This is a genomic window from Tianweitania aestuarii (assembly GCF_018457165.1).
Taxonomy (GTDB): domain Bacteria; phylum Pseudomonadota; class Alphaproteobacteria; order Rhizobiales; family Rhizobiaceae; genus Tianweitania; species Tianweitania aestuarii.
Genome location: NZ_JAFMNX010000001.1, coordinates 575828 through 596252, shown reverse-complemented (window position 1 = coordinate 596252; position 20425 = coordinate 575828). Strand labels below are relative to the sequence as shown.

The 20425-nt window shown below is 63.1% G+C and carries 16 protein-coding genes; 4 read left to right on the top strand and 12 right to left on the bottom strand.

Features of this window, described 5'->3' with window-relative positions; genetic code table 11:
• Nucleotides 1–78 precede the first annotated feature (78 nt).
• From selB to JYU29_RS02765, 12 genes are all read right to left on the bottom strand, one after another.
• The gene (gene selB / locus JYU29_RS02820) at nt 79–2040 is read right to left on the bottom strand and encodes a selenocysteine-specific translation elongation factor (protein WP_213983238.1); all 1962 of its coding nucleotides are present in this window, start codon (nt 2038–2040) and stop codon (nt 79–81) included.
• Nucleotides 2037–2837: a tetratricopeptide repeat protein gene (locus tag JYU29_RS02815; protein WP_213983237.1), complete on the bottom strand. Its 801-nt coding sequence runs from the start codon at nt 2835–2837 to the stop codon at nt 2037–2039. The genes selB and JYU29_RS02815 overlap by 4 nt, the downstream gene beginning before the upstream one ends.
• Nucleotides 2824–4224 (bottom strand): L-seryl-tRNA(Sec) selenium transferase, encoded by a 1401-nt coding sequence (selA, locus tag JYU29_RS02810; protein ID WP_213983236.1) that lies wholly within the window; start codon nt 4222–4224, stop codon nt 2824–2826. Before selA ends, JYU29_RS02815 begins: the two co-directional genes overlap by 14 nt.
• A gap of 5 nt (nt 4225–4229) precedes the next feature.
• Nucleotides 4230–5150 carry a formate dehydrogenase accessory protein FdhE gene (fdhE, locus tag JYU29_RS02805; RefSeq protein ID WP_213983235.1) on the bottom strand — a complete coding sequence of 307 codons (921 nt, stop codon included), beginning with the start codon at nt 5148–5150 and terminating at the stop codon, nt 4230–4232.
• A 35-nt stretch (nt 5151–5185) separates the two neighbouring features.
• On the bottom strand, nt 5186–5875 hold the full coding sequence (locus JYU29_RS02800; RefSeq protein ID WP_213983234.1) for a formate dehydrogenase subunit gamma: 690 nt from the start codon (nt 5873–5875) through the stop codon (nt 5186–5188).
• Nucleotides 5875–6849, bottom strand: coding sequence for a formate dehydrogenase subunit beta (fdxH, locus tag JYU29_RS02795; RefSeq protein ID WP_213983233.1), 975 nt, complete (start codon nt 6847–6849; stop codon nt 5875–5877). The genes JYU29_RS02800 and fdxH overlap by 1 nt, the downstream gene beginning before the upstream one ends.
• A complete protein-coding gene (gene fdnG, locus JYU29_RS02790; protein ID WP_213983232.1) occupies nt 6846–9941 on the bottom strand; it encodes a formate dehydrogenase-N subunit alpha in 3096 nt (1031 codons plus the stop codon). Before fdnG ends, fdxH begins: the two co-directional genes overlap by 4 nt.
• Nucleotides 9942–10093: 152 nt before the next feature.
• Entirely contained in the window at nt 10094–10885 is a 792-nt protein-coding gene (locus tag JYU29_RS02785) for an ABC transporter permease (RefSeq protein ID WP_213983231.1), read from the bottom strand.
• Nucleotides 10882–12060 carry an ABC transporter permease gene (locus tag JYU29_RS02780; RefSeq protein WP_347879837.1) on the bottom strand — a complete coding sequence of 393 codons (1179 nt, stop codon included), beginning with the start codon at nt 12058–12060 and terminating at the stop codon, nt 10882–10884. Before JYU29_RS02780 ends, JYU29_RS02785 begins: the two co-directional genes overlap by 4 nt.
• Complete coding sequence (locus JYU29_RS02775; protein WP_213983230.1) at nt 12057–13124, bottom strand: ABC transporter ATP-binding protein; 1068 nt, start codon at nt 13122–13124, stop codon at nt 12057–12059. Before JYU29_RS02775 ends, JYU29_RS02780 begins: the two co-directional genes overlap by 4 nt.
• Before the next feature lie 110 nt (nt 13125–13234).
• Complete coding sequence (locus tag JYU29_RS02770) at nt 13235–14284, bottom strand: ABC transporter substrate-binding protein (RefSeq protein ID WP_213984228.1); 1050 nt, start codon at nt 14282–14284, stop codon at nt 13235–13237.
• A gap of 107 nt (nt 14285–14391) precedes the next feature.
• The gene (locus JYU29_RS02765; RefSeq protein ID WP_213983229.1) at nt 14392–14940 is read right to left on the bottom strand and encodes a cupin domain-containing protein; all 549 of its coding nucleotides are present in this window, start codon (nt 14938–14940) and stop codon (nt 14392–14394) included.
• Between the two features lie 164 nt (nt 14941–15104).
• Here JYU29_RS02765 and hisD point away from each other — a divergent pair, with 164 nt between their 5' ends.
• From hisD to JYU29_RS02745, 4 genes are all read left to right on the top strand, one after another.
• On the top strand, nt 15105–16382 hold the full coding sequence (gene hisD / locus JYU29_RS02760; protein WP_213983228.1) for a histidinol dehydrogenase: 1278 nt from the start codon (nt 15105–15107) through the stop codon (nt 16380–16382).
• Between the two features lie 144 nt (nt 16383–16526).
• Nucleotides 16527–17879: an aspartate aminotransferase family protein gene (locus JYU29_RS02755; protein WP_213983227.1), complete on the top strand. Its 1353-nt coding sequence runs from the start codon at nt 16527–16529 to the stop codon at nt 17877–17879.
• 15 nt (nt 17880–17894) lie between these two features.
• Nucleotides 17895–18971: a phosphotransferase gene (locus JYU29_RS02750; RefSeq protein WP_213984227.1), complete on the top strand. Its 1077-nt coding sequence runs from the start codon at nt 17895–17897 to the stop codon at nt 18969–18971.
• A 32-nt stretch (nt 18972–19003) separates the two neighbouring features.
• Complete coding sequence (locus JYU29_RS02745; RefSeq protein WP_213984226.1) at nt 19004–20326, top strand: aspartate aminotransferase family protein; 1323 nt, start codon at nt 19004–19006, stop codon at nt 20324–20326.
• Nucleotides 20327–20425 lie beyond the last annotated feature (99 nt).

Genomic DNA, 20425 nt, shown 5'->3' with positions numbered 1-20425 from the left:
GCGTGGACTCGCGGCAGCGACGTGACGTCAATCGGTCGCCCGACCCCGTTCTGGTAACCAACGGCAGTCGCGTCCGGTTCAGTCTTTGACAGACAAGGCGCCGGCTGTCGATTCCGACGCGGCGTCATACAGATCCAATCGATGCGGATTGATGCGGCGCAGGTCGCCTCGGCGGATGGTGACGCCTTGGCGGTCGAAGAATTCCAGGATTTCGATCGCGACCTTGCGCCCGTTATTGACGCGGTCGCGGAAGAGTGCGGCGGTGAATTCGCCGCGCTGGGTCTTGGCGGCAACGTCTCGGATGATGGCGACCATTTCGGCGGTGGTCTGGCGGGTAAAGAAGTGGTCGTGGCGGATCTGGTCGAGGCGGCCGAGGCGGGCGCAGAGTTTAAGCACGCGCCGGATCTCGCGCTCGTCCACGCCGAGTTGTTCCGCGAAGTCGCGGACGCGAAGGGGACGGAAACGGTTTTCGCCCTGAAGGAACGGGAGGATCTGGTTGTAGAGCGCTTCTTCCTGCGCGTTCAAGCGAACTTCATGGCCGGGCAGTCGAGCGAAAGCGCCTTCCAGCGCCACCGTTCCGGCAGCCTGTTCGGCACGCAGGGCGGTGAGGAAAGCGGGCGCCGGCAGCCGTGGCGTGACCTGCAGGCGCAGGCGTTCGCGGCCCATGCCCTGAAGATCGGGATTGTCGGCGTGGAAGGTTTCGAGGAGGTTGTGCACCTCGCTCGAGAAGCGCTGCCGGTTCTCACGCGACAGGGCATGGCGGCCGGACGGGCTTTCGACCATCTCGGCATCGGCAAAACGGATCGCTGCCTGCAGCTGTGCTTCGGACAAAGCGCGGTCCTGGGCGAAGGCTTGCAAATCCACCAGAAAGGGCGCGGTGTCGAGCATGGCACGCAGGGCTCGCCCCGCATCGGGGTGGGCTGCGGCATCAAGCAGGCCGAGGCGCTCGGGCGTGCGGCGCTTGCGCAAGGGAGCGCGCAGATCGATGAGGCGGCCGCCGCCGATGGTGCGCTGGGCCGACACATCGCGCAGGATGAAGCGATCGCCGACGGTGGCGGCGATCGGCTGATCGAGCACCAACTGGACCTTGCCCCGACTGCCGGGCGCAACGGGACCTTCAAGCGGCACGATGCGCGCGCCGGTTTCAGCGCTGGCATGGTGAAAGCGGGCGGAGAACCAGTCGCCGAGCGGCTTCGGCTCGCTGTCGAGGACACTCAGTTCCACGTCGATGCGGGTGGTGGGGGCGTGCAGAACGGGATCGAGCACCATATCGCCGCGCCCGACCGCATCCTTGGAGATGCTTTCGCCGGCCAGATTGAGCGCGCAGCGCTGGCCGGCAAAGCCGCGCTCGGTTTGCTGGTTCTGGGCGTGGATGGAGCGGATACGGGCGGACAGGCCGGAAGGCGAGACGGTGACGCGGTCACCCACGGCAACCGAACCGGACAAAACGGTGCCGGTGACCACGGTGCCGGCGCCGGACAGGGTGAAGCTGCGGTCGACAGAGAGGCGAAAGCGGCCATCGGCGCTGGCGGCGGTGGTTGCGCGTTCGGCGTCCGCCAGGCGGGTTTTCAGCGCGTCGATGCCGTCGCCCGTTGCGGCTGAAACCGGCAGGATCTCGACATCCTTCAGGCTCGTTGGCGCGAGCAAAGCATGGATTTCGGCGCTCAGGGTCTGGAGGCGGGCGGGATCGGCGAGGTCGGCCTTTGTGATGCAGACCAGACCGCGCGATACGCCGAGAAGATCGAGGATCGCGAGGTGTTCAAGCGTTTGCGGCTTGATGCCGTCATCTGCGGCCACCACGAGCAGCGCATAATCGATGCCGCCGGCGCCGGCCAGCATGGTGTGGATGAAGCGCTCGTGGCCGGGAACATCGATGAAGCCGGTGATCGCATCATCGGCGAAACGGGCATAGGCAAAGCCGAGATCGATGGTGATGCCGCGCTGCTTTTCTTCCTTGAGGCGGTCGGCGTCGGTGCCGGTCAGGGCTTTCACGAGCGTGGTCTTGCCGTGATCGATATGACCGGCGGTGCCGACGATCATGGTGTGGCCTCGGTCAAGGGCGCGGCGGCGCGGCGTTCGGCTTCGGCGATGTCTTCGGCGGACAGGCTTTCGCGCACTGGGCCGACGAAGGGGCTGGCCAGCGTGCTGCCGCCGTTGACGGCGCGGATCAGCCAGGCGAGAGCGGTGACGCCGTCGCGCTCGGTGCCGGCGCCCATGTGGTAGGCCGCACCCAGCATCGCCTGCGCATCGGCATCGCCTGCAGCTGCGCCCTTGCGCCACCAGTAAACTGCCTGATGCGGCTCGCGATCAACGCCGATCGCGTTGTGGTAGAGCATGCCGAGGCGGGTCATGGAGGAGGCGATGCCGCTTTCGGCGGCTTCATGCGCCCAGCGGCGGGCTTCAGCCGGATCGGCCGGCATAACCTCGCCTTCGAGCAGCATCCAGCTCAGCATGTCCTGTGCGGGCGCATCGCCCTGGTTTGCGGCGCGGCGGTAGTAATCGGCGGCGGCTGGATAATCGGGATCGTCGCCGTTGAGACCCTGCATGTGGAAGGCCGCATAGTTGCGCTGGCCGACGGGATCGCCGGCTTCGGCCGATCGGCGCAGCAAGTCTCCCGCACGGCCGCGGTTCTTCGCGACGCCAAGGCCTTCGGCATAACAGGCACCGAGATTGTTCTGGGCGCGGGCATGGTTTTCTTCAGCAAGGCGCTCCCAGATCGGTAGGGCGACCGCGTAATCGCCGGCCTTGGCGGCAGCGAGGGCCTCAGTCATGGGATCGATCTCGACAACCGGCGCGGGGTCGGGCTTGCGGCCGAAGATCCGGTCAAGCAGGCGCATGGGTCGCGCCTTGTTTGAGGCTTTGCATGAAGGCCGCTTCGTCGGTGAGGCAGCGCAGATCGAGAACGAGCGCGCCATCCTGCAGGCGGCCGAGAATGGGGCGCGGCAGGGCGCGAAACAGGGAAGCGAGCGCTTCGAGCGCCGTGCCGTTCGGTGCCGTGATACGCAGCCCGGCGCTCGGAATCGTATCGACAGGCAGCGCGCCGGAGCCGATCTGGCTGGAACAGGCCGTCGTCTCGACCGTGTAGCCGTTTGGCGCGAGCAGCGCGCTGATTTCAGGCGCGAGGCGTTCGGCCTGGGCGCGGATATCGGCTTGTGGGCGCGACAGCAGGCGCAGCGTCGGCAGGCGGGCGCCGAGGCGGTCGGGATCGCGGTAGAGCTTGAGGGTGGCGAGCATGGCGGCGATGCGGATCTTATCGACCCGCAGGGCGCGCTTCATCGGGTTGCGGTTGATCTCGGCGATGAGATCCTTGCGACCGACGATGAAGCCGGCTTGCGGGCCGCCGAGCAGCTTGTCGCCGGAGAAGGTCACCAAGTCCGCACCTTCGGCCACCGCTTCGCGCACCGTGGGCTCCTTGGTGAGACCATAGCGGGAGAGATCGACGAGCGTGCCGGAGCCGAGATCGTTGAGGAGAACGACGCCGGCCTGGCTCGCGATCGCCGCGAGGTCGGCGCCCGCGACTTCCGCCGTGAAGCCTTCGATGCGGTAGTTGGAGGTGTGGACCTTGAGGATCAGCGCCGTTTCGGGCGTGATCGCCTTGATGTAATCCCGGGCATGGGTGCGGTTGGTGGTGCCGACTTCAACCAGCCCGACCCCTGCCCGCTCCATGATATCGGGCATACGGAACGCGCCGCCGATCTCGATCAGCTCGCCGCGCGACACGATCGCCTGACGGCCGGCACCGATCGCGTTCAGGGCGATCAGAACGGCGGCGGCGTTGTTGTTGACGATCGTCGCGTCTTCCGCGCCGGTGAGTTCGCACAAAATTTCGCGCAGATGGCTGTCGCGTTCGCCGCGCTTGCCGGTGTCGAGATCAAACTCGAGTGCTGCGGCCTCGCGCATGGCATCAACCGCTGCGGCGATCGCCTCTTCGGCGAGAAGCGCACGGCCGAGATTGGTGTGCAGCACCGTGCCGGTGAGATTGAACAGCGGACGCAGTTTGGAGCGGTCTTGGTAGCTGAGGCGGCTGAGAAGCGAGGCGACGATGCCGGCGGTGTCCGGCAGAGCCCCCCCTGCCCGCACGGCGTCGCGGATTTCACCCAGCACCAGGCGTAGTTCCTGCGTGACGATCGCGCGGCCGTGCTGGTCGAGCACAGGCTGCACGGCGTGCGCCTTCAACAGCTGGTCGACGGATGGCAGGGCGCGCAGGTCGGCGGGGCCGGGCACGGGGCTCAGTATCCTATCAGGAAGGGATTGAAGCCCGCTCGCTTGTATTCCGTGTCCTTCATCAGAAGGTCCAGTCCCAGGCTCGCAACATCATCGGCGACCATTTCGACCGAGGGGTTCTTGTTCTGGTAAAGGATCTTCACCCAGCTGTGGCAGGTGTCGCAGACTTCAGCCTTGACGGTAGCGTCTTCCGTGCCGCTTTCCACGGCGCGGTAACCGATGCCCTTGGTGGACCCGCAGGCCAGGCATTTGACGCGGACTTCGTTCCACAGCGTGCCGCAGCAGGAACAGCCGGCATAGCGCGTGCCTTCCGCGCCCTGAAAGCCGATCACCATGGAAGCAACGGGCTTGCCGCCGCAGGTCGGGCACACGCCGACCTGGATCGGTACGAGCTTGGCTGCATCGAGGCCGCCGGCCAAACGGGCAGCATGGATCTGGATGGCGGCGGCGACATAAAGGTGCTGCGCCAGCGCTTCGATCGGCAGATTGTCGGCCGCGATGTTTTCGACCATCCAGTCGAGCGTGGCCTCGTCGGCCAGCTGAACCTGCGCGAGCGCTTCGGCGGCCGCAGCGGGCTTGTCGAGCGCTTCGGCGCGATCGAGGAACTGCTTCAGGGTTTCGCGGAAAACGGCGGATTGGCCGATGGCCGAGCGATCGAGCGGCGGCATGGCCGCTTCGCGGGCGCGTTCGACCTGCTCGGCTGGGATCGGATCGACCGTCGGCAGGGCATCCACGAGGTCGCTCTGGATGCGCACCAAACCGGCAAGGAAGGTGAGATAGGGTGCCAGGCGGCTGTTTTCGGCGAGCCGCTCAAGGCGCACGGCGCGTTCTTTGAAGAGGCGCGCCGTGTTTGGCATGAAGGCCAGAGGTGCCTTCGGGATGCCACCGATCGCGGATGGATCGGGCTGAATGGGGGACGTGGACATATTACCTCGCGGGCCGACCGGCCACAGCTAGTCGTTTATTCTGCCGGATCAACCCGACGACGCGATGCCAGTTCCCTGAACCACTTGCGATGGTGCCGGAAGGCCCATCCGCCCGTGACCGTGCCGCGGGTCATGGCGCGAAGCGTGCCGCGCGTCCAGATCGCCGCATAAACGTGGAGAATGAAGACGCAGATGATCAACACCGCCGAGATTGCGTGAACCAGAAGCGCGATGCGCTGCGTTTCGATCGGCACGTAAGGCGCGAAATAGGCCTGCCATACCATCACGCCCGTGACGATCAGCACCAGGATGAAGAAGGCCATCGACCAGAAGATGAACTTCTGGCCGGCGTTATATTTGCCGACTTCCGGGAGCTTCTCTTCGCGACCGGCCACCACGTCGTTGATCTGCGAAACCCACTTCACGTCCGTGCGGGTCGGCAGATTGGCGCGCCAAAGCTGCAGAAAGAAGACGAAGAAGCTGATGAACAGCACGACGCCGAAATAAGGATGCAGGGCGCGCGTATTCTGCCCGCCACCGAACAGGCCGGTGAGGAAGAACAGCGACGGATAAAACAATGCGAGCCCGGACACGGCGAGCAGAATAAGGCTCGCCGCCGTGATCCAGTGATTGACGCGCGCGGCGGGACCATAGCGGTTGACGCTGATCTCGCCCCGCTCGACGTGGATGTCGTCTCCGGGCTGAACGCGTTCGACGTCAGGCATCAGACACGCTCCTCTGGTGTGCCGGTCTTGTTGGTGACGAGCTTTTCGGCACCCTCGTCATCCTCGGCCGTGACACGGTTCGGCTTGCCGAACACGCCATGCAGCGCCGCACCGACGGCCAACACGCCCATCGTGGCGAGACCGACATATTTGGTCGCGCCCTTCCAGGCCTGAACCACGCCCGAGATCTTCGGGTCGTCCGGCAGGTCGGAATAGATGTGCGGCTTGTCGTTGTGATGCAGGACATACATCACATGCGTGCCGCCCACGCCCGGCGGATCATACAGACCTGCATTGGCATAACCGCGCGACTTGAGGTCGGCGATGCGCTCGTCGGCATGCTTCTTCATGTCGTCCTTGGTGCCGAACACGATGGCCTGGGTCGGGCAAGCCTTGGCGCAAGCCGGGCCCTGCCCCACCGCCACGCGGTCGGAACACAAGGTGCACTTATAGGCGCGGTGATCGGCCTTCGAGATGCGGGGAATGTTGAAGGGGCAGCCCTTCACGCAATAACCGCAGCCGATGCAGTTCTCGTGAATGAAATCCACGATGCCGTTGGAATATTGCACGATCGCACCCGGCGCCGGGCAGGCCTTGAGGCAGCCCGGATCGGCGCAGTGCATGCAGCCATCCTTGCGGATCAGCCATTCGAGGTTATCCGTCTCGGGGTTGATCCACTCCGAAAAGCGCATGAGCGTGAACATGTCTTCGGTGAGATCATGGGGGTTGGTGTAAACACCCACATTCTCGCCGATGGCCGGATGCGTGTCGTTCCACTCCACGCAGGCCGACTGGCACGCCTTGCAGCCGATGCATTTGGAGACATCGATCAGCTTGGCGACGGCAGTGAGCTGCCGCTCGGGCGGCGGCAGATCACTGGTTGCCGAGCGGCGAACGAGATCGCGCTCGCCGAGGTTGGAATCCATCGGCTGAACCGGTGGATTGCTGACGGCGGTTTTGGGGCTGTCCATCATGATACCAGCTCCTTGTCCTTTGGCGCCGTCGACGGCTCGATGTTGACGAGGAAGGCCTTGGATTCCGGCGTGTCGATGTTGGCATCACCCACGAAGGCCGCCAGCGAGTTGGGACCGAAGCCCTTTTTCGCCGAACCGGTGAAGCCCCAATGCAGCGGAACGCCGACGATATGAACGGGCTTGCCGTCGCAGATCAGCGGGCGAATGCGCTTGGTGACCACAGCCTTGGCCTTGATCGAGCCGCGCTTTGACCAGACGCGAACCCAGCTGCCGTTTTCGATGCCCTTTTCTTCCGCCAGTTCCACTGAGATTTCCACGAAGAACTCAGGCTGCAACGCGGAGTTCACCCGGTTGTGCTTGGTCCAGTAGTGGAAATGCTCGGTCAAACGATACGAGGTGCCCGCATAAGGGAACTCGTCCGACAGGCCGAGCTGGGCGGCATCGGTTTCGAACACGCGAGACACCGGGTTGCCGCGCATCTTCGGATTGAAGACGTTGGCAACCGGAGACTCGAAGGGCTCCATATGGGCCGGGAATGGACCGTCGCGCATCATGCCACGCGTGAACAGACGTGCCGTTCCCTCCTGGTTCATGATGAACGGACCGACCTCGCCGGGCTTCGCCGTCGGCGAAATGTCCGGCACGTCATAGCCCGACCACTTCGTGCCATCCCACTCGATGATCTTGCGGGTGGGATCCCAGGGCTTGCCCTGAAGATCGGCCGAAGCACGGTTATAGAGCGTGCGGCGGTTCAGCGGCCATGCAAACGTCCAGCCGAGATAGGCGCCGGTGTCATCCGGATCGTGGTTGTCGCGCCGGGCCATGTTGTTGCCCTGCTCGTTGAAGTTGCCGGAATAGATCCAGCAACCGCACATGGTCGATCCATCGTCACGCAGTTGCGAGAAATTCACCACCTGCTTGCCGGCCGCAACCTGCACCTTTGTCGGATCGGTTGGATCCATGACATCGGACAAGGCACGTCCGTTGATTTCCTTCGCCAGTTCTTCCGGCGTCGGCTCGTTCGGATCGGCATAATCCCAGGACAGGTCGAGAACGGGATCGGGGAAGGCGCCGCCTTCCTTTTTGTACAACTCCCTCATGCGCAGGAAGATCTGCGCGATGATGTAGGTGTCGTGCTTGGCCTCGGCAGGCGGCGTGCCACCGGCCCAATGCCACTGCAGCCACCGGCCCGAATTGGTCAGCGAGCCCTCTTCCTCCGCAAAGCAGGTCGTGGGCAGCTGGAACACTTCGGTCTGGATGGAGGCGGTGTCCACATCGTTGAAGTCGCCATGGTTCTCCCAGAACCGAGCAGTCTCGGTTTCGAGCGGATCCATGGTGATGAGGAACTTGAGCTTGGACAGACCTTCCGTGATCTTGGCGCGGTTAGGGAACGCAAGAACCGGATTGAAGCCTTGGCAAAGATAGCCGTTGACCTTGCCCTGATACATCAGTTCGAACATGCGCAGCACGTCATAGGCCGGCACGTCGAGCTTGGAGATGTAGTTGAAGCCCCAGTCATTATCGGCGCGCGCCTTGTCGCCCCACATGGCCTTCTGGAAGGAGACCATGAACTTCCGGTAGTTCTGCCAATAGCTGGTTTGACCCGGCACCAACGGCTTGAACTGACGCGACGACATATAGGTCTCGAAGTCGGTGTCCTTTTCCGACGGCATCGTGAGATAGCCGGTGAGAAGGTGCGACATCAAACCGAGATCGGTCAGACCCTGGATGTTGGAATGGCCGCGAAGCGCGTTCATGCCACCACCACGCACGCCGATATTGCCCAGGATGAGCTGCAGCATGGCCATGGCGCGGATGTTCTGCGATCCATGGGAATGCTGCGTCCAGCCGAGCGCATACATCGACGTCATCGTCTTGGTCGGCGTCGAGCATTCCGAGATCATCTCGGCGACCTTCAGGAACTTGTCCTTCGGCGTGCCGCAGATGCGCTCGACCATTTCCGGCGTATAGGGCGCCAGATGCTCCTTCAGCAGGTTCCACACGCAGCGCGGGTGCTGCAGCGTGGGATCGGACGTGACGAAGCCGTCTTCGCCGATCACATAATCCCAGCTGTCGCGATCGTAATCGCGCTTTTCGGGATCATAGCCGGTGAACAACCCGTCCTTATAAGCGAAGCCATCCTTGACGATATAGGCGGCGTTGGTGAACGCCCTCATGTACTCCCACTGCACCTTGTTGTTTTCGATGCAGTATTTCATCACGCCATTGAGGAACGCGATGTCGGTTCCCTGACGGATGGGCGCATAATAGTCGGCGACCGAAGCGGTACGCGTGTAGCGCGGATCGACGACGATCAGCTTGGCACCACGATGGGCCTTTGCTTCCGTCACCCATTTGAAGCCGCACGGATGCGCTTCCGCGGCATTGCCACCCATGACAATGACGAGGTCGGTATTCTTAATGTCGGTCCAGGCGTTCGTCATCGCGCCACGGCCAAATGTTGGGCCCAAACTGGACACCGTAGGGCCGTGTCAGACGCGTGCCTGATTATCGAAACCGACTATTCCCAAACCCTTGGCGAACTTGAAGGTCGCCCAGGCCGTTTCATTCGTTGTGGCGGATGCCGCGAGCATGCCGGTCGTGGACCAGCGATTGACGGGCAGACCATTCTGATTGGTCGCCGTGAAGTTCGCGTCGCGATCGTCCTTCATCAGCCGCGCCATCCGGTCGAACGCTTCATCCCAGGAGATGCGCTCGAACTTGTCGGAGCCGGGCTTGCGATGCATCGGATATTGCAAACGCGTCGGGGACTTCACGAAGTCCTTGAGAGCCGCGCCCTTCGGGCACAGCGTGCCGCGATTCGTCGGATGGTCGGCATCGCCTTCGATATGAACGATGTCGGCCGTCTCACCCTTGCGAAGGTCGCCCTTGGAATACAAGATGACGCCGCAGGCGACGGAACAGTAAGGACAAGTATTGCGCGTCTCGGTGGTTGTGGCGAGCTTGAAAGGCCGGACATGCGCGGCTTCCGCCGCTTCCGCCTCACCAAAACCCATCGCGCCGACCGACGTCGCTGCAACCCCTGCCCCGGCCAGCTTCAAAAAGCTGCGCCGCGAGAGGTCTAGATTCACAGGATGCCTCCGTTTTAAGCTCCTAAACTTCCAGTAGTATACGGCAACTGCCGGAGGTCAAGGTAGTCCATCCCCAGCTAACCCTACGGCATCATGACACCGCGGTTAGGCTGCGCACACATCTGCGTGAAATTGCCTAGGAGGCCGATCCGTCAGGCCGCACGACGCTGAGCCGACTTCCAGCGCACGAGCATCACGATAGTGGCCGCAAGGATCGTGCCCACGATGAAAAGAAAGGCCGCAGCGGCAATGGCCGGGCTGATGTTTTCGCGTATGGTGGAGAACATCTGCCGCGCAAGCGTGCGCTGGTTGGGACCCGCCACGAACAAGGTCAGGATCACCTCATCCAGCGAGGTCGCGAAGGCAAACACTGCGCCCGAGACGATGCCGGGGGTGGCCAGCGGCAGCGTCACGCGGCGAAAGGTGGTGATCGGCGACGCGCCCAGGCTCGCCGCCGCGCGCTCGACACGGGTATCGACACCCTGCAGGGCAGCCGAAACGTTCACGAACACAAAGGGCACGGCAATGACGCTGTGGGCAAAGATCACGCCGAGATAGCTGTTGGCGAGCCCCATCCGCACGAACAGAAGCTGCATGCCGACGCCCAAGACGACGGCGGGCACCACCATCGGCAACAGGAAGGCGGTGCGCAGAACGCCCGAAAACGGCAGGCGGCGTTCGCGCAGGCCGACGGCTGCCAGGGTGCCGAGCACGGTTGCCAGAACCGTGACGCCGAGCCCGATTACCAGGCTGTTGATGATGGCGCGACGCCAGACATCGGCGGTGAAGAGTTCCGCGAACCAGCGCGTGGAATAGCCGGGCACGGGATAGTTCAGGAACACGCTGGAGGTGAAGGCCAGCGGCAGGATCGCCACGAGCGGCGCGAGGAGGAAGGTCATGGCCGCCACGGCGAAGACGATCTTGAGAACGCGCAGCATGCTCATGCCCTTTGCCCCTCGGAGGACGACAAGCGGTCATACACGACATAAAGCGCGATCGTTGCCACCAGCAGCACGATGCCGAGCGCACCCGCCATGCCCCAATTGGCCGTGCCCGTTGCGTAGAAGGCGATTACCGAACTGATCATCTGGTCGGTCGGTCCGCCAATCAAGGCGGGCGTGATGTAATAGCCGATCGACGTCATGAAAACGAGCAGAGAGCCCGACACGACGCCGCGCAGGCTGAGCGGCAGAAGCACGCGCCAGAAGGCGCGGAGCGGATTGGCGCCGAGCGAGGCCGCTGCCGGCATGAGATTGGACGGGATCGCGATCAGCACGCTGAAGATCGGCAGCACCATGAAGGGCAGAAGCACGTGGGTCATGGCGATGATCACGCCGGTGCGGTTAAAGAGAAGCGCCAGCGGCGTGTCGATGATGCCAAGCGCCTGAAGCATTCGGTTAATGAGGCCGCTGTCCTGCAAAAGAATGAACCAGGCGGCGGTGCGCACCAGAAGCGAGGTCCAAAGCGGCAGAAGCACGGCGGCGAGCATCGCCTGACGCTTCCAGCCGGTGCAGGATGCGGCAACCATTGCATAGGGATAGCCGATCAGCATGCAGGCGAGCGTCGTGCCGGCGGCAATTACGAAGGTGCGTTGCAAGATCGCCAGATTGGCGGATCGGGTATCCGGCAGGGAAACGATCTCGCCGGTGGGCGAGCGTGCCAGATCGACGGCGGCGAGCAGGTTGCGATCGGTGTAAGGCGACGCGGTGGCAGCGGCGATCGCCTGCCAGAACGGCACCTGGCTCCAGCGCTTGTCGATCGCCACGAGATCGATCGGCCCGGTGTCTTCGCGTACCGCACTCACGGTCTTGGCCATCAGGGTGCGGAAGCCGGACTTGGCGCTGTTGAGCTGGCGGGTGATGTCGCCCACCGTCTGGTCGTCCTCGATGGCGCGCAGATCCTCCACGAGTGCGGCCTGCATGTCGGCGGTGGGTGGCGAGGTGCGATCCCAATCCGCCAGGACTTCGCCCGTTTGCGGAAGCGCCTGCACGGCACCTGGGCTGGACACAGCGTTCGACATCATCGTGGCCAGCGGCCAAACGAAGAAGAGCACCAGAAACACCACAAGCGGCGCAACAAGGCAGAAGGCCGCCAGCCGCTTGCCCGCCGCGATCCTCACGAGCGCACCAGCCAGCAATCCGCCGCATCGAAGGAAGCGATCGCCTTGCTGCCGGGCTGAAGATCGCCGAAGCGGCGATCGGCCTTGGCGATCAGCCGCGTGCCTTGCGCGTCGAGCACCATGCGCAGGTGATCGCCATGATAAACGCTGTCGAGGATGGTGACGGGAAGGCTGTTTTCAGACCCGGCATCGCTGTTCAAGCGGATCTTTTCGGGCCGCAGCGAAACGGTGACCGCGGCACCCGTGGCTTCGCCCGAGCCTGCCGCCACGCGGATGCGCTTGTTGCCGGGCAGAGCCACAATCAGCCCGTTGGCGTCCGATGTTTCGATCGCGCCATCGAGAAGATTGGTTTCGCCGATGAAGTCGGCCACGAAGCGGGTGGTCGGATGATCGTAGATCTCGTTTGGCGTGCCGATCTGCTCGATGCGGCCCTTGTTGAACACGGCAATGCGGTCCGACATCGTGAGGGCTTCGGACTGGTCGTGCGTCACGAAGATGATGGTGAGGCCTAGCCGCTTGTGGAGATCGCGGATGTCGAGCTGCATCTGCTCGCGCAGCTGCTTGTCGAGCGCACCGAGCGGTTCGTCCATGAGCACAACGGCGGGTTCGAACACCAGAGCGCGGGCGAGCGCCACGCGTTGCTGCTGACCGCCGGACAGTTGCGAGGGCTTGCGATCCGCCATCGTGCCGAGCTGAACCATGTCGAGCGCGCGATCAACGAGCTGCTTGCGGTTGGCCTTTGGCACGCCACGCATTTCCAAGGGGAAGGCGACGTTGTCGGCGACCGTCATGTGAGGAAACAGGGCGTAGCTTTGAAACACCACGCCCATGTTGCGGCGATGCGGCGGCAGCTGGTCGATGCGCTTTTCGTCGACGATCACCGCGCCGCGGGTGGGCGGCTCGAAGCCGGCGAGCATCATCAGAATGGTGGTCTTGCCGGAGCCGGACGGTCCAAGAAGGCTGACGAACTCCCCCTTGGCGATGTCGAGATAAAGGTCTTCAACAACGATGAAGTCGCCATAGGCCTTCGTCACCTTGTCGAAGCGGATGTAAGGCTGGGTCATGGCTCTTGCTGTTGCTGCAATGGCTCCCGCTGCCCGCAACCGCAGGCAGAGGACGGAGCCTGGCGCGGTTTTGGATCGCGCCAGGCAAACGGGAGGGTGATCGCTGCTGCTTATTGAGCCAGCCAGGCGTTGAAACGCTGGGTCAGCGCTTCGGCATTGTCGACCCAGAAGTCGACATCGAGCGGGATCGCGCCTTCCAGGTTTTCAGGCGAGGTCGGCAGATCCTTCTTCAGCTCGGCCGGCACAGAGGCGGCGGCTTCCTTGTTGGGAAGGCCATAGGCGATGTATTCTGGCAGTTTGACCTGGTTTTCCGGCTGGCTGGTGAAGGCGATGAAGTCCATCGCCGCATCCTTGTTTTCGGCATCCTTCAGCACGACCCAGCTATCCACGGCATAGATGCTGCCCGGCCAGACCACCTGGAAGTTCTTGCCTTCCGTCTTGTTGATGCCGGAGATGCGACCGTTGTAGGCGGTGGTCATCACCACTTCGCCCGATGACAGAAGCTGCAGCGGCTGCGCGCCGGATTCCCACCAGACGATGTTGGGCTTCAGTTCGTCGAGCTTCTTGAAGGCGCGATCAACGCCTTCCGGCGTGCCGAGCACGTCATAAACTTCTTCCGCCTTCACGCCATCGGCCATGAGGGCGAATTCGAGCGCGTATTTCGGGCCACGACGGAAGCCGCGCTTGCCGGGGAACTTCTCGGTATCCCAGAAATCGGCCCAGGAGGTCGGCGCGGTCTTCAGCTTGTCGGCATCATAGGAAAGGGCGGTGGTCCAGACGATGTGGCCGACGCCGCATTCATTGACGGCAGAGGGAAGGAACTTGTCTTCGCCGCCCATCTTGTCCCAGTCGATCTTCTCATAAAGACCGTCGGCGCAGCCCAGTGCGAGCTCTTCGGATTCCACCTGCACGACGTCCCAGTTCGGCGCGCCGGCTTTTACCTTGGCGGTGATGACGCCGATGCCGCCATCCCAGCTTTCATCCAGAACGGGCTTGCCCAGGATCTTGGAGAAGGGCTCGAAGAAGATCTTGCGCTGTGCATCCTGGAAATTACCGCCCCAGGACACGACGGTGAGATCGCGCGCCGCAGCGGCGTTCATGCCAACGGCGAGAACGCCAGCGAGCATGGCGGACATTTTGAAGAAACGTGACGGCTTCATCATGGTTTTGTTCCCCTGTTTATTGATGCCTCCCATGCAATCCAGCACACTTTCCGCATGACGTGACCCCTGTTTTCACCAGGCTGGTGAGAATAGTGACCGCTTGATCAGTAGGTCGGCGGGGTGACGGCGCTCAGGATTTCGCTTTTCTCATCCGCGACATTGCGGAAGCGATGGGGCAGACGGCTGTCGAAGTAATAGGCGTCACCGGGCTTCAGAACGCGCTGTTGTTCGCCGACCGTGAGTTCCACGGCGCCCTTGGTGACAACGCCGGCCTCCTGCGCGGCATGTGAAAAGGCCTGCCCGGTATCGGCGCCGACGGCATAGGTTTCATGCAGCATCAGAAGCTGGCGATTGGGATGGTTGATACCGATCATGCGATAGGAAATCGCATGTGCCTTGCCGATCTCGACCAGCTCTTCGGCGCGGTAGAACGGTGTGTAAGGGGCACTTGCCTGCAGATCGGAGAAGAAGCCGGGAAGCGTGGTGCCGAGCGCATCGAGGATCGCGCTCAGCGTATCAACGGATGGGCTCATGCGATCGCGTTCGATCAGCGAAATGGCGGAATGCGAGATGCCGGAGCGCAGCGCCAGTTCGCGCACGCCGAGATCGCGGCGCCGACGCAGTTCCCGAAGCTTGGCTCCAACCTGCGCCATGAACGCCCCTCCCCTTTGCAGCCGCAGAAGACGAAGACTGCGGCACCCTAAAGATCCTAGCACCGGTGAGAATACTGAACAACAAGACTGCACCGCGTTGTTTGCCGCATCAGGGTGAGGAATGGTTCGCGCAAAGCATCGCGCAAAAAAGGGTTACCGTCTTCATGGCACAGGATTTCGGCGGCAAGGTCCACCACATCAAGGAACCCACGCGCAACGCTGCAGCCGACACGGCAGCGATCGAAACCGTGGTGAAGGACATCCTGTCGGCCGTTCAAACGCGCGGTAATGCTGCCGTTCGCGATTTTGCGCAGCGGTTCGACAAATCCGAGCTCGATCGGTTCGAAGTCACGACCGAAGATCGGCAGCAGGCGCTGGACGGGCTGGACAAGCAGACGCGCGCCGACACGGAATTCGCCATCGACAATGTCCGGCGCTTTGCGCAAGCGCAGCTTGCCACGATCCTGCCGCTCGAAGTCGAGCTGCTGCCCGGCCTGCATCTCGGCCATCGCGTGATCCCGATCGAACGCGTCGGCGCTTATGTGCCGGGCGGACGTTATCCGATCCTGTCGGCACCGGTAATGACGATCGTGCCGGCCAAGGTGGCGGGCGTGGATGAAGTGATCGCCTGTTTGCCGCCGACCGCGCATCCGGCGATGATCGCGGGCTGTCATCTGTCGGGCGCCGACCGCATCTTCCGCATCGGCGGGGCGCAGGCTATTGCAGCGCTGGCCTTTGGAACCGAAACGGTGCCGGCGGTGGACAAGATCGTTGGACCGGGCAACGCCTTCGTCAACGAAGCCAAGCGCCAGGTGTTCGGCCGCGTCGGTATCGACCAGCTGGCGGGCCCGTCGGAAATCTTCGTGGTAGCCGACGCCACCGGCGATCCGGCGATGATCGCCACCGATCTGCTTGCCCAGGCCGAGCACGACGTTCACACCCGTGTCGGCCTCATCACCACCGATGCCAAGCTGGCACAGGAAACGGTGCGCGAAGTCGAACGCCAGCTTCAAACGCTGTCAACGGCCGATGTCGCGGGCGTTGCCTGGCGCGATTACGGCGAGGTCGTCGTGTGCGACGATGAAGCATCCATGATCGCATATTCCGACTTTATCGCCGCCGAGCATCTGCAGGTTCACACCGCAGATTCCGCGGCAACAGCAAAGAAGCTGCGCAATTACGGCTCCTTGTTTATCGGCCCGTTGTCATCGGTGGTTTATTCCGACAAATGCTGCGGCACCAATCATACGCTGCCGACAATGGCGGCCGGCCGCTACACCGGCGGGTTGTGGGTGGGGTCTTACGTGAAGATCTGCACGCATCAGACGCTCGATGCACGCGCCGTTGCCGCTGTGGCGCCCCCAGCCGTTCGCCAGAGTGCGACGGAAGGCATGGAAGGCCATCGACGTGCGGCAGCCCTGCGCCTGAACGGGGGCGGCTGAACGCAACCACGCGCTTCTTCTTTTCAGGATCAAGCGCGTGGACCATCGGCTTCTCCTTCGTAGCCTTTGCGTAAGCCGGCGCGGTTTCGTAGGATTTCACTTTCGCGCTCGACCCAAGCCGTCCCAGCCACTGGAGCACCTTTCATGACCATTGCGCCGAACTCGATCGAAGCCCGCGACATCGCCTATCAGATGCATCCCAACGTCAACCTGCGCACTTACGAAAAGAGCGGCGGGTTGGTGATCGAATCCGGCGACGGCATCTATGTCACCGACAACAACGGCAAGCGCTATATCGAGGGTCTTGCCGGCCTGTGGTCTGTGGCTGTCGGCTTTGGCGAAAAGCGGCTGGCGGAGGTCGCCAAGGCGCAGATGGAGAAGCTGCCTTACTACCACACCTTTGCCTACAAGACGCATGGGCCTTCGATCGAACTGGCCGAAATGCTGATCAAGCTGGCGCCCGTGCCGATGTCGAAGGTGCATTTCACCTCGTCGGGCTCGGAGGCCAACGATCTTGCCGCCAAGATGGTGTGGTATCGCTCCAACGCGCTCGGCAAGCCGGACAAGAAGAAGATCATCGGCCGCATCTACGGCTATCATGGGGTGACGATCGCAGCGGGTTCGATCACCGGCCTGCCGCGCAATCACCAGAGCTTCGATTTGCCGCTCGACCGGATGGTGCATACGTCCTGCCCGTCTTATGTTCATTTCGGCAAGGATGGCGAAAGCGAAGCCGACTTCACCAAGCGGATGCTCGGCGATCTCGAAGAGCTGATCCAGCGCGAAGGGCCCGAAACGATCGCGGCCTTCTGGGGCGAGCCGGTGATGGGTGCGGGCGGCGTGCTCGTGCCACCGGCCGGTTACTGGGAAGGCGTGCAGGAGATCCTGCGCAAGCACGACATCCTGCTGGTCGTCGACGAAGTGATCTGCGGCTTCGGCCGGACGGGCAAGATGTTTGCCTGCGAGACCTACAACATCAAGCCGGACGTCCTCGTTCTGTCGAAGCAGATCTCGTCATCCTATCTGCCGCTGTCGGCGATCCTGATGAACGACAATTTCTATCAGCCGATCGCCGATGAATCGGACCGCATCGGTTCGTTCGGCCATGGCTACACCGCTTCGGGTCATCCGGTGGCGACCGCAGTCGGACTGGAGAACCTCAAGATCATCCAGGAGCGCGATCTCGTCGGCAACGCGGCGCAGCTGGAAGAAAAGTTCCTCGCCCGGCTGAAGGCGCTTGCCGAGCATCCGGTCGCCCATTCCTCGCGCGGCGTCGGGCTGCTCGGGGCGCTCGAGATCAAGCCTTTCGCGGATGGCAAACCGGGCGACGCGGCTTTGGCCGTGGCGGCGGCTTTGCAGGAAGAAGGCGTGATCTGCCGTGCGGTGATGGAAGCCGTGTGCTTCTGCCCGCCGCTGATCATCACCGCCGAGCAGATCGACGACATGTTCGACGCGCTCGGCCGCGCGCTCGACACGGTGGCTGCAAAGCGCGCCTGACGGAATGCGGTCGTGATGCGCTCAGAGATGACAATGGGCGCGAGCGGGCTTGGCGCCGAGTTGAACACCGGCGCCACTGCCGTGCCGGCGGATCAGGCCGAGCAGATCGCGCGCGACATCTATGGTCTGGAAGGCACGGCCGAATGGCTGTGGGGCGAAAAGGACAGCAATTATCGGCTGACCTTTCCCGACGGTACGGCCACCCTTCTGAAGATCCTCAACCCGGCGGAAGATCCTGAAGTGACCAACATGCACAGCCTGGCGCTGCTGCATGTGGAAGCGCAAGATCCCGGCATTCCATTACAGCGCATCATCCGCACGAAGGACGGCGGCCCCGATGCGCGCATCATCGCCGATGATGGGGGCACGCGGGGCGTACGCATGGTGAGCTTCGTGCCGGGAACAGCGCAGCGCACCGCGCCGCATTCGCCCCTGCAGCGACGCCGCATCGGCGCTTTGCTTGGCCGCATGCAGAAAGCGCTTAAAAGCTTCCACCACCCGGCGGCGTCGCACCGTATCACCTGGGACATGACGCATGCCGCCGATCTGCGCGCGCTTCTTTCGGCCTTTCCGGATGCCGAACAGCGGGCGCGGCTTCAACAGGCGTTCGACCGCTTCGATGCAGATATCGTGCCGGTGATGGCGGACTTGCCGGCGCAAAGCATCCACAACGACTTCAACATGGAAAACATCCTCGTTGATGCCGCCGCTCCCGACAAGATCGCGGGCATCATCGATTTCGGCGACATGGTGCATGCGCCGGTTTTGTTCGACGTGGCGGTGGGTGCCGCCTACCAGATCGGCGTGGCCGAAGATCCCGTTGAAGCCATGTGCGATTTCCTGCGGGGCTATTCGGCGGTGAGCCGTCTGTCGGAGAAGGAACTCGCGCTTCTGCATACGGCCGTGGTGATGCGGCTCGTCATGCGGCTCGTGATCCCGCAAAGCCGCGCGCAGCTGTTTCCCGATCAGGCCGAGCGCTTGACGATCCGCAGCGGGGATGTGTGGGCGCAGCTTGCTCGCCTCGATGCCGTTCCGCGCCCGGAGGCTATCGCCCGTTTGCACCAAGCCCATGCCGAAGGGATGCCGCAATGACGCGCCTGGTTTCCGATCGCACAGCGCCGGCGATGATCAACGGCTTCGATGCCAACCGGTTGGCGGAGCTGCCGGAACGCGAGCGCACGCTGATCGAGCGACGGCAGGCTTTGCTCGGCTCGTCCTATCGCCTGTTCTACGAAACGCCGGTGCATGTGGTGCGTGGCGAGGGTGTCTGGCTTTATGACGCCGACGACAACGCCTATCTCGACGCCTACAACAATGTGCCCTCCGTCGGCCATTGCCATCCGCATGTGGTGGAGGCGATTGCCAGCCAAGCCGCGGTTCTGAACACGCATACGCGCTATCTCGGCGAGCAGATCCTCGATTATTCCGAGCGGCTGCTCGCGACCTTTCCCCCTGAGCTGAACCGGGTGATGTATACCTGCACCGGTTCGGAGGCGGTTGATCTGGCGCTGCGCCTTGCGCGTTACTACACCGGCGGCACCGGCATCATCATCACCGAGAACGCCTATCACGGCGTAACCGCTTCAGCCGCCGAGATCTCGCCGGCGCTTGGTCCCAAGATGCCGCTCGGCCAGCATGTTCTCACTGTGCCGGCGCCGGACAGTTACCGCAGCGACGGCCGCAATCCCGGTGATGTGCTGGCCGAGCATGTCGCTGAGGCTCTTCATTTCATGCGCCGCCACGGCATCAAGCCGGCCGCCTTCATCGCCGACGGCATCTTTTCCACCGACGGCGTTGTTGCCGAGCCCGCCGGCTTCCTGAAGACAACCGTCGATATCCTGCACAAGGCGGGCGCGCTTTACATTGCCGACGAGGTGCAGCCGGGCTTCGGCCGCCTCGGCTCGGGGATGTGGGGCTTCATGCGCCATGGCATCACGCCGGACATCGTCGTCATGGGCAAGCCGATGGGCAACGGCATGCCGATTGCGGCGGCCGTGATGAAGCATGAGATCGAGCAGACATTCGGCGCCGATATCCGCTACTTCAACACGTTTGGCGCCAATCACGTGTCGATCGCCGCCGCTTCTGCCGTGCTCGACGTGATCGAAACGGAAGCCCTGATCGAAAATGCGCGGATAACAGGCGATTACCTGCTGGCCGGCATGCGCGCCTTGCAGGAAACGATACCGGCCATCGGCGACGTGCGCGGTGCGGGCTTGTTTCTCGGCCTCGACTTCGTGACGGATCGCCAAACGCGTGAGCCGGATGGAGCTTTGGCGCTGAAGGTGGTCAACGGATTGCGCGACCGCCGCGTTCTGATCAGCGCGTCCGGTCCGGCCGGCAACGTCCTCAAGATCCGCCCGCCGCTTTCCTTCAAAATCGAGCACGCCGACCTGTTTCTTTCCGCCTTGAAGGACGTGCTGGATGAGGTGGGCGCCGCGGCGTGAGTGCCTGAACGGGCACTTGCGCCAGACTGAACTGTGGGCAGCAGGGAGCCGAACTTGCACTTTTTTGTGAAGCCCTGATACTGCGCTGCGGAGGAGTGC